9 protein-coding genes are annotated in these 8,921 nt (G+C 70.4%); 3 read left to right on the plus strand and 6 right to left on the minus strand.

The annotated features are described in order from the left end of the window. Nucleotides 1-261: hypothetical protein (locus tag R2N01_RS10235; RefSeq protein WP_316670840.1), on the minus strand; the 261-nt coding region annotated here is incomplete at its 3' end. Nucleotides 262-423: 162 nt separating this feature from the next. Between R2N01_RS10235 and R2N01_RS10240 the strand changes: the two genes are divergently transcribed. Next, complete coding sequence (locus R2N01_RS10240) at nucleotides 424-1,074, plus strand: HAD hydrolase-like protein (RefSeq protein ID WP_316670842.1); 651 nt, start codon at nucleotides 424-426, stop codon at nucleotides 1,072-1,074. A 117-nt stretch (nucleotides 1,075-1,191) separates the two neighbouring features. On the opposite strand, the gene R2N01_RS10245 is transcribed toward R2N01_RS10240, so the two are convergent. After that, nucleotides 1,192-2,706 (minus strand): acetyl-CoA hydrolase/transferase family protein, encoded by a 1,515-nt coding sequence (locus R2N01_RS10245; protein ID WP_316670844.1) that lies wholly within the window; start codon nucleotides 2,704-2,706, stop codon nucleotides 1,192-1,194. A gap of 306 nt (nucleotides 2,707-3,012) precedes the next feature. On the opposite strand from R2N01_RS10245, the gene R2N01_RS10250 reads away from it, so the two are divergent. Beyond that, nucleotides 3,013-3,582 carry a hypothetical protein gene (locus tag R2N01_RS10250; RefSeq protein WP_316670846.1) on the plus strand — a complete coding sequence of 190 codons (570 nt, stop codon included), beginning with the start codon at nucleotides 3,013-3,015 and terminating at the stop codon, nucleotides 3,580-3,582. Nucleotides 3,583-3,737: 155 nt separating this feature from the next. Beyond that, a complete protein-coding gene (locus tag R2N01_RS10255) occupies nucleotides 3,738-4,427 on the plus strand; it encodes a hypothetical protein (RefSeq protein ID WP_316670848.1) in 690 nt (229 codons plus the stop codon). Nucleotides 4,428-4,501: 74 nt separating this feature from the next. Here the strand turns inward: R2N01_RS10255 and R2N01_RS10260 are convergent, their stop codons facing one another. From R2N01_RS10260 to R2N01_RS10275, 4 genes are all read right to left on the minus strand, one after another. Then, on the minus strand, nucleotides 4,502-5,692 hold the full coding sequence (locus tag R2N01_RS10260; RefSeq protein ID WP_316670851.1) for a DUF1015 domain-containing protein: 1,191 nt from the start codon (nucleotides 5,690-5,692) through the stop codon (nucleotides 4,502-4,504). A 178-nt stretch (nucleotides 5,693-5,870) separates the two neighbouring features. Next, entirely contained in the window at nucleotides 5,871-6,725 is an 855-nt protein-coding gene (locus R2N01_RS10265; protein WP_316670853.1) for an aldo/keto reductase, read from the minus strand. A 52-nt stretch (nucleotides 6,726-6,777) separates the two neighbouring features. After that, nucleotides 6,778-7,569, minus strand: coding sequence for a YwiC-like family protein (locus R2N01_RS10270; protein WP_316670854.1), 792 nt, complete (start codon nucleotides 7,567-7,569; stop codon nucleotides 6,778-6,780). Nucleotides 7,570-7,794: 225 nt separating this feature from the next. Then, a complete protein-coding gene (locus R2N01_RS10275) occupies nucleotides 7,795-8,784 on the minus strand; it encodes a methyltransferase (RefSeq protein ID WP_316670856.1) in 990 nt (329 codons plus the stop codon). Nucleotides 8,785-8,921 lie beyond the last annotated feature (137 nt).

The raw sequence follows: 8,921 nt of genomic DNA on the forward strand, positions 1-8,921 counted from the left end.
GGGGCCCGCGGGGCCGGTCAGCGGCTCGGCGTCGATCGCCGCCACGGGCTCCTGGGCCGGCTCGGATCGCTCCGCGGCCGCACGGCCCGATGCGGTCCATCCGCCCACCGGCAGGGCGGATGGACCCTCGCCCCCGAATTCCCGGCGGTTCGCACGGGCGGGTCCTCCCCCCTGGTCCTGGCTCCCGCCCGGCACGGGCGCCGCGGGGGCGGGGTCCTGCCCGCTCGACGGCACGTCCGGGCTGCGCGGGTCGGAACTCATGGTTGCGGGCTCACCTCATCTGCGTCGTCGGGCCGGACGGGCCTGCGGCCCGTGACCAGCCTACTGCCCCGTACCCGCCGCGGCCCGGTGAGCTGGTGCTCACCGCGACCGGCGCCCGCCCGGACGGCGCGCCGGCGCTCCCGCCCCCTAGACTCGCACTCCGTGGGATCCTTCGCGCCGTACGAGCTCGTCCTGTTCGACTTGGACGGCACGCTCATCAACTCGATCGACCTCATCGTCGCCACCTGGCAGCATCTGGGCCGCGCGATCCTCGGCACGGAGCCGACCCGCGAGGAGATCACCCCGCTCATCGGCCTGCCGCTGCTGGAGGCCGCCGCCCGCCTCGCGCCCGAGCGCCCCGCCGAGGTCGTGCAGCTCTACCGCGAGTGGAACGTCGGCCACCACGACGAGTACGTCACCGCCTGCACCGGCATGGTCGGCCTCGTCGGACGGCTCAAGGACGCCGGCCTGCACGCCGGCGTCGTCACCGCCAAGATGCGCTCCCTGGCCGAGCGCGGCCTGCGGGTCTGCGGCTACGGCGGCCTCATCGAGGTGGCCTGCGCCGTCGAGGACACCGCCAGGCACAAGCCCGCCCCCGAACCGCTGCTGACCGGCGTGACGCGTATGGACGGCTCGCCGGGCTCCGCCGCCTACGTCGGCGACGCCGTGTGGGATCTGCGCGCCGCCCGGGCCGCCGGGATGCCGGGCATCGGTGTCACCTGGGGAGCCGGCGGCGCCGGCGAGCTGCGCGCCGAGCGGCCGCTGGCCGTCGTCGACACCGCCGACCAGCTGGGCGCCCTGCTGCTCGGCTGAGCCCGCCGGCGGCGCAGGGCTCGTCCTGCCCGGGGTGAGTCTGCCGGGAATGGGACTGTCCGCCGACGACACGGGGGACCGCCCCGCGGGTGCGATCCCCCGTCGCGCCCAGGAGCGTCAGTCCAGTCTCATCGTGCCGTTCTCGGTGAAGCTGCGATGGAAGTCGAAGCTGCGGCCCAGGTCGTGCGGCGTGTGCTTGGCCTTCGAGGTCTCGAGCGCGGCCTCGTAGTAGTCGGTCAGCTGGGCCCGGTAGTCGGGGTGGGCGCAGTTCTCGATGATCTTCTTGGCGCGTTGGCGGGGTGCCAGGCCGCGCAGATCGGCGATGCCCTGCTCGGTGATGATCACCATGACGTCGTGCTCGGTGTGGTCGACGTGGCTCACCATCGGGACGATCGCCGAGATGGCGCCGTTCTTGGCGGTCGAGGGCGAGACGAACGCCGAGATGTAGGCGTTGCGCGTGAAATCGCCCGAACCGCCGATGCCGTTCATCATGCGGGTGCCGCACACATGTGTGGAGTTCACATTGCCGTAGATGTCGGCCTCGATCATGCCGTTGCAGCTCAGCACGCCCAGCCGGCGAATGACCTCGGGGTGATTCGAGATCTCCTGGGGGCGCAGGACGATCGAGCTGCGGTACTTCGCCGCATTCTCGTTCATCTTGTGCGCGTAATCGGGGCTCAGCGAGAAGGCCGTGGCCGAGGCCACGCGCAGCTTGCCGGCATCGATCAGATCGATCATGCCGTCCTGGATGACCTCGGTGTAGCTGGTGAGATTCTCCAGGTCGGACTTCAGCAGGCCGTCGAGCACGGCGTTCGGGATGTTGCCCACCCCGGATTGCAGCGGCAGCAGGTTCTTGGGCATGCGGCCGTGCTCGACCTCGCTGTCGTAGAAGTCGAGCAGATAGCCGGCGATGGCGCGCGAGTCGTCGTCGATCGGCTTGAACGGCGAGTTGCGGTCGGGGTCCTCGGTCAGGACGATGGCGACGACCTTGCCCGGATCGATCGTCAGGAAGTCATCGCCGATGCGGTTCCCGGGCTTGACGATCGGGATGGCGGGGCGGTTGGGCGGCGTGAGATAGCCGTTCCAGATGTCGTGCATGCCCTCCAGATCGAGGGACTGCCAGGAGTTGACCTCGATGATGATCTTCTCGGCGCAGTCGAGATAGGTCTTGTTGTTGCCGACCGAGGAGGTCGGGATGATGTTGCCCTCGGTGGTGATGCGGGTGGCCTCGACGACGGCGAAGTCGAGCTTGCCGCAGAAGCCCTCGGCCACCAGCTGGGCCGAGTGCGACAGGTGGATGTCGGTGTAGAAGATGGTGCCGTCATTGATCTTCTTGCGGAGCATCGGGTCGGACTGGTAAGGCATGCGCCAGCCCATGCCGTCGACCTCGGCGAGCACGCCATCGAGCTCGGGTGCGGTGGAGGCGCCGGTGAAGGCGTTCACGGTGAAGTCCTCGCCGGCCTCGTGCGCGGCCTTGATACGGGCGGCGAGAGCCTTGGGGAGCTCCTTGGGGTAACCGGATCCGGTGAATCCGCCGAAGCCGATCTGGGCTCCTGCCGGGATGAGGGCGGCGGCCTCGTCCGCGCTCATCACCTTGCCGCGCAGCTGTGCGTTGGCAATGCGATCAGTCATAGTTCCTCTCCTGGTTCTTGGCCGCGCACGCCCGATGGCGCACCGGTCGTCTCTCAGACCTTATCGCCGCGGTCTGCCGCCCATGACAGCAGGGCGGGCGGGCCGGCGGGTGCGTGGTGGGCTGGCGCTGGGCTGAGCCGGTCGGCCGAGATCACCGCTTGGGTTTTGGGTTGTCCACAGGTGGTCGTGTGTCCTGTTCCGAGCCGGTGGGGACGTGCGAGGATTGGCGGGTCGGGGCCCCTCGGTGTCGTGGAGGTTCGTTCGATGGTCCGGTGTCGTGCTCGTGTTCTGCTATCCGGTGCGTGGGTGCTGGTGTGCGTGCTGGCGGGCGGGTGCGGTTCGTCGGGGGCGGGCCCGTCCTCGGGTGCGGTCTCCTCGGGCCCGTCGCCCTCGTCCCCGGGCGGTTCGGCGGCGCAGGAGGATTCGGCGGCGCAGGAGGATTCGGCGGCGCAGGAGGAGTTGTACGCGGAGGCGGAGCGGGTCTACCGGGCGTACTTCGAGTTGGAGCAGCAGGCGTTCCTCGAGGGCGGGGTCAACGGCGTCCCGGTGCAGATGAACGACTACATCATGGGCTGGTACGCCCAGTCGGAGGCATCAATTCTTCAGCAGATGGTTGACCGACAAGTCAGGATGAAAGAAGGGACGCGCTCTGAGTACAGGATCATGAGAGAGACCCCCGAAGATCCACCCTCGGATTCGCTGATCTCCTTGACGATCTGCATCGATTCCACCATGAGTCCGTTGGTGGATGCCTCCGGTGAATCCGTGTCGAGCGGCTACGACAATGGAGGCGTGTTTTTCAAGTATGACGTTGATGACAAGCTCAAGATCTTTTCGAGTAGAGAGAAGGCGGTTGATTCATGCGCGGAAGAATAGTTTTCGGTACCGTTTTCCTTGGCTTTCTGATTTCTCAAGTCATCTCGTCGCCTGCCGCTTTGGGGTGTGATCCTGCAACCGGCGGCTGCTCGACTGATTCTCGATCACGGTTCAATGGGGATACTGCCGTTTACGACAATGGTTCTGATTATTCGGTGTCCGCGTCGGATTCGTACCGGGCGCCCGGCAGCGGCGGCGACTCGTACGGGCCCAGCGACCGGCCCGGCTACCGGGCCATGGACGACGCCGGCGGCCCGGCCCCCGCGGCCCAGGAGCCGGGCGGCTGGGACACCGGACGGCTCCCGCCCGGGACGCTCCTGGGGGTCCGCCTGGGCGGGGACGCCCCCGCCGTCGGCGCCGGCAGCGGGACGGACCCGGTGGAGGCGGCACGACGAGCACTGGCCACGGTGACCCTGGACGAGGAGGGGATCCTGCTGGACCCGGACCCGCGGCTCAACGAGTGGGGCGCCACCGCGGTGGGCTTCCACACCTGGTTCCACGCGCCCAGGCCACAACCCCGGCACGTACGGGCCAGCCAGGACGGGCTGGCCGTCGACCTCGCCGCCACCCCGGGAGGACTCCTGGTCGACACCGGGGACGGGCACTCCCAGCACTGCCGCCGCACGGCCCCGTACCAGGGCCCGGCGGGGCGGAACACGCCGTCGCCGTACTGCGGGCACGCCTGGCAGCACCCCGGCCGGTACACCGTGACCGCGACCCGCACCTGGACCGTCACCTGGACCGCCGGCGGCCGGGCCGGCACCGAGACCGTGACCAGACCGGCCGGCACCGCACAGGTCACGGTCATCGACCTGACCTCCGTACTCACCGACCCCGACCGATGAACACCACAACAACAAACCACCAGGACGCTCCCACAGGGGAGGCCCCGCACCACCCGCCCGGCTCGTCGCCCTGCTCAGTGATGCAGCGACGCGGTGGGCCGCATGACGAAGCCGGTGCGCAGCTTCGGCGTGAAGAAGGTGGACTTCGGCGGCATGAGCAGGCCCTCGCGAGCGGTGCGCATGATCTCGTCCAGGCTCGTCGGGCGGATGAGGACGCCGGCGGCGTGGCTCGTGACGGCCTCGCGCATCTCGTCCAGACCGTGCTGATAGCTGAGGACGGCGCTGGTGTCGCCCAGGGCCTTCTCGAGCCAGGCGCCGTCGAGCGAGCGGACGCCCTCGAAGGCTCCCGGCCTGGCGATCAGCCAGCTGGCCCGGCCCTCGGGCGACAGCAGCACCAGACGGCCCTGCGCGACCATGTGCGCCAGCGTGGCCGGCGTGAGCTCCTCGTCCAAGGGCTCTGTGGTGAAGAAGCGCTCCAGCGCGGCGGCCAGGTCGTCCCAGCCGATGCCGTCGAGCAGGCGGTGGATGGCCTCGATGGACAGCTGATCATCGACCAGCTCGTTGACGAAGGCGAGCGTCAGCTCGGCCTCGGTGTCGGTGCGGCCGGTGGCCTCGCGCACCTCGTCGCGGTAGCTGCGCGAGATCGAGTAACGATGGTGGCCATCGGCGATGAGCACGTCGTCGGAGCCGATGATCGCGGTGATCTCGGCGATGCGCGCCGGATCGGTGATGCGCTCGACGCTGTGCCGCACCCCATCGACGGTGATCTCGCCGGCCGGCTCGGCCGGTGCCCGGAGGGCCCTCGTCAGCCCCGGGGCCGGCGACAGGCCCCATACCGGTGAACCGTTGGTGGCCGTGGCACGGGTCAGGTCGAGGCGGTCGGTGACCGCCTTCCTGGTCGTGCGCTCGTGGGGGAGCACGCCGCCGGCGTCCTCGTCGACGACCTCCAGGCCGCCGAGCACGCCCGAGATGACCCGGTCGGCGCCGGTGGCGTCGGTGAAGGCCATGCGGTAGATGGTGAAGCTGGGGCTCTCGTCGGGCACCAGGAAGCCCTCGGCCAGCCACCGGCGGAGAAGCTGATCGGCCTTCTCGTAGCGGTCCCGGCCACCGCGCGGGTCGTCGATCCAGGCGATGTTGTGGGGATCGCGGGCCTCCAGCTCGTCGATGTCGGCGTCGCTCAGCACGTCGTAGGGCGGTGCGATGACGGCGTCAAGGTCGGTCTGCGGTGCATAGCGCAGCGCGGGAAAGGGCTCGAAACGCGGCATGGGGTCAAGGCTATCGGGACGCGCGCCGCGGGGCGGCGCCGGGCTCGCGGCTCCTGCCGGATCCGCCGGCCGCGGGCGCATCGAGCGCGGGACCGTGTACGGCTTCCTGGGCCCTGCCCTGGTTCTTCCAGCGGTGGGCGCACCAGTGACGGGCCGATGCGCCGCCCGGACCAGTGCGTCAGGGGCGCCTGGTCCACTGCACCATGTCGGGGTGGCTGCCCTGGCGCTCGTCCCGATTGAGGGCGCTGATCGCGTCCATCTGGGCCGGCGAGAGCCCGAAGTCGAACAGCCGGGCGTTCTCGGCGATGCGCTCGCGGTGCATCGACTTGGGGAAGACGACGTCCCCGCGCTGGATGTGCCAGCGCAGGACGACCTGCGGGGCCGTGCGGCCCAGCTCGTCGCCGATCGCCCGGATCGCCGGGTCGTCGGCGATCTTGCCGCGGGCCAGCGGCGACCAGGCCTCGGTGACGATGCCCATCTGGCCGTGCAGGGCGCGCAGCGGCTCCTGCGTCAGGTACGGGCTGATCTCGATCTGGTTGACGGCCGGGGCGATGCCGGTGGCGTCGGTGATCGTGCGCAGGTGATCGGCCTGGTAGTTCGAGACGCCGATGGCTCGGACACGGCCGGACTGCAGGATCTCGATCATGGTCTGCCAGGTCTCGACGAGATTCGTGACGGCGGCCATGGGCCAGTGGACGAGGAACAGGTCCAGCCTCTCGAGCCGCAGGTCCTGAAGGGACCTGTCGATGGCGCGCAGGGCGTCATCATGGCCGTGGTTGCAGTTGTCGAGCTTGCTCGTGACGAACAGCTGGTCGCGATCGATGCCGCTCGCGGCGAGTGCCCGGCCCACGCCGGCCTCGTTCTCGTACATCTGCGCGGTGTCGATGTGCCGGTAGCCGGCCTCGAGGGCTGCGGCGACGACGCCCTCGGCCCTCTCGGGGGGCACCTTGTAGGTGCCGAGGCCCAGCTGCGGGATCTCGACTGCGCCGTTGGTGGCGTTGCTCAGGCGGAGCATCGGTGCGGGAATGGTCATGCCCTTACGTTAACCGGGCGCGGGCCGTCCCCGTGCGCCCGCGGTGGCCCGTTCAGGCGAGCGAGCAGGCGATCGACGCCGCGCTGAGGATGATCTCGACGACGCCCAGCGTCCCCGCCCTGAAGGGGAAGCCGCTGTTCTGCATGCGCTTCATGATCGTCGTGCGGGCCAGGGCCACGGCGAAGAAGACGATCCACCAGGCCGAGCCGAGGCCGAGCCACGGCCCGCAGACGAGGACGGCCGCGGCGAGCCAGGCCGCGTGCCAGCAGGCCGAGTTCCGGGCGGCCGCCGGGCTGTCCTTCTCGCGGATGAAGGACTTCACGTGGAAGACCGTCCCGGCGAAGTAGCCGTACAGCAGCAGGCCCGTCAGCCCGTCGTGCAGGCCCGGATCGAGGAGCGGCCAGCCCCCGCAGCGCAGCACGTAGAACATGAGGCAGGCCGCCGCCACGGTCGTCATGCCCGAGGTGACCGAGCGCTCCTCGTGGTTCCTGACCAGGGCGAACGCCACAGCGATGAGTGGCGCGAAACCGATCAGCCAGATCGCCAGCGCCCACCCGTGCAGGGCCAGGACGACGACTCCGCAGAGCGCGCAGACGACGAGATAGGCGGTGATCGGCGCGCGCAGGCCGGGGCGGCGCCCGGCCGGCATCTTCACCCAGCTGACGGTCTGCGCGAACAGGCAGTACCCGATGATCCACATGACGGCCAGCGGGATCCACCACGGCGGCAGGCCGGCTGCGCGCTGACGGCTCAGGGCGCCCACGACGAAGGGGACGATGAGCATCGCCCAGGCGCCGTGCTGGTTCGGCAGCCACCTCTTCTTCCAGTTCTTCGACCTGGCCATGAGCCGCACGATAACGGCAATTCCGGTGCGACGAGGAGTCCCCAAAACGGGTGCCCCGCCGCACTCCGCCGGGCGTCCCGTCCGCCTTCGCCGGAGCATCCTTCTGCCGGAGCGGTGCTCCTCCGCCCTTCCGCCGGGGCGCCTCTCCGGCCGCGTCTTTCGCAGGCGCGCGGATGCATGGGCGGTGTTCGCGGGCCTGTTCGGCGCCGTCCGGGCCGGGGCGGGTCAGCGGGCGACCGTGCGAGTGACCGTGTAGAAGGGGCTCTGCCTCACGACGGTCGTTCCGCCGATCTTCTCGTTGAGCCGCTTGCGCCATGGCAGGTGCGAGTTGTAGACGCACCACAGTTCGCCTCCGGGGCGCAGCACGCGGGCGGCGTCGTCGAACATGGCCAGGGCCGGCTCCGAGTCCTTGGCGATGCCGCGGTGGAAGGGCGGATTGGTGACGATGACGTCCAGGCCGCCGGTCTCCCAGCCGTCCAGGCCGGGCGCCCAGTGCACCTGCACGTGCTCGCCGTTGGCCTCGGCCGTCAGCGTCGTCGACTCGACGGCCGCCCGGCTCACGTCGACGGCGTGGACGGTGGCGCCGGGGTTGGCGCGGGCCAGCAGGGTGGCCAGGATGCCCGAGCCGCAGCCCAGGTCGAGCAGGTCGTCGCCGTGGATGTCCCCGCACAGCTCTGCGAGCAGGCGGGTGCCGTCGTCCACCCGGCTGGTGGCGAAGACCTCGCCGTGGGCGATGACGCCGATGCCCAGCTCGGGATGCAGTCCCTCACGCGGCCAGCGCAGCCCGCCCTTCTTCGGCAGCGAGGCCCTCAGAGCGCGGCACTTGGCGACGCCCAGCGAGGCCGAGACCGCGTCGAAATGGCGTCCGAGCACGCCGTTCATCGAGTGCGTCATGCTCCTCTGGCGGCCGGCGGCGATCACCCGGACCCCGGGGGCGGTCCACGAGGCCAGGCGTTCGGCGTAGTCGTCGAGGGCCGACAGGGCCTTGGGCAGGCGCAGCCACACCAGGTCGATACCGGCCAGCGAGGACTCTTCGAGGCGCTCCAGCAGCAGATCGGCGGGCGCCTCATCGGCGTCGCGGCGGTCGTCGCACCACATGCTCACCGCCGGCGCGATCCGCTGTGCCGTCTCGGCCAGGCCGGGGGAGTTGATGATCAGCACGTGACCGGCATGGCCGGGCGATTCGGCGACGATGAGGCGCTCGATGGGATCCATGCGCCCCAAACTATCCGCTGCCGCGGCTCGGGCGGATGCGACCGTGGATGCGGAGGTGGGCGGCCCGCTGGGGGGCGGCACCAACCCCGGTGTGGGCGGGGGGGGGGCTCCGACCCCCGCGCCGCCGCGCCGTGCGG

The sequence above is a fragment of the uncultured Propionibacterium sp. genome (genome assembly GCF_963539965.1).
GTDB lineage: Bacteria > Actinomycetota > Actinomycetes > Propionibacteriales > Propionibacteriaceae > Propionibacterium.

Bases quoted from the DNA above. Each gene is read 5' to 3' on its own strand.
- R2N01_RS10245 (WP_316670844.1), bottom strand. From the start codon at position 2,706: ATGACTGATCGCATTGCCAACGCACAGCTGCGCGGCAAGGTGATGAGC.
- R2N01_RS10260 (WP_316670851.1), bottom strand. From the start codon at position 5,692: ATGCCGCGTTTCGAGCCCTTTCCCGCGCTGCGCTATGCACCGCAGACC.
- R2N01_RS10265 (WP_316670853.1), bottom strand. From the start codon at position 6,725: ATGACCATTCCCGCACCGATGCTCCGCCTGAGCAACGCCACCAACGGC.
- R2N01_RS10270 (WP_316670854.1), bottom strand. From the start codon at position 7,569: ATGGCCAGGTCGAAGAACTGGAAGAAGAGGTGGCTGCCGAACCAGCAC.
- R2N01_RS10275 (WP_316670856.1), bottom strand. From the start codon at position 8,784: ATGGATCCCATCGAGCGCCTCATCGTCGCCGAATCGCCCGGCCATGCC.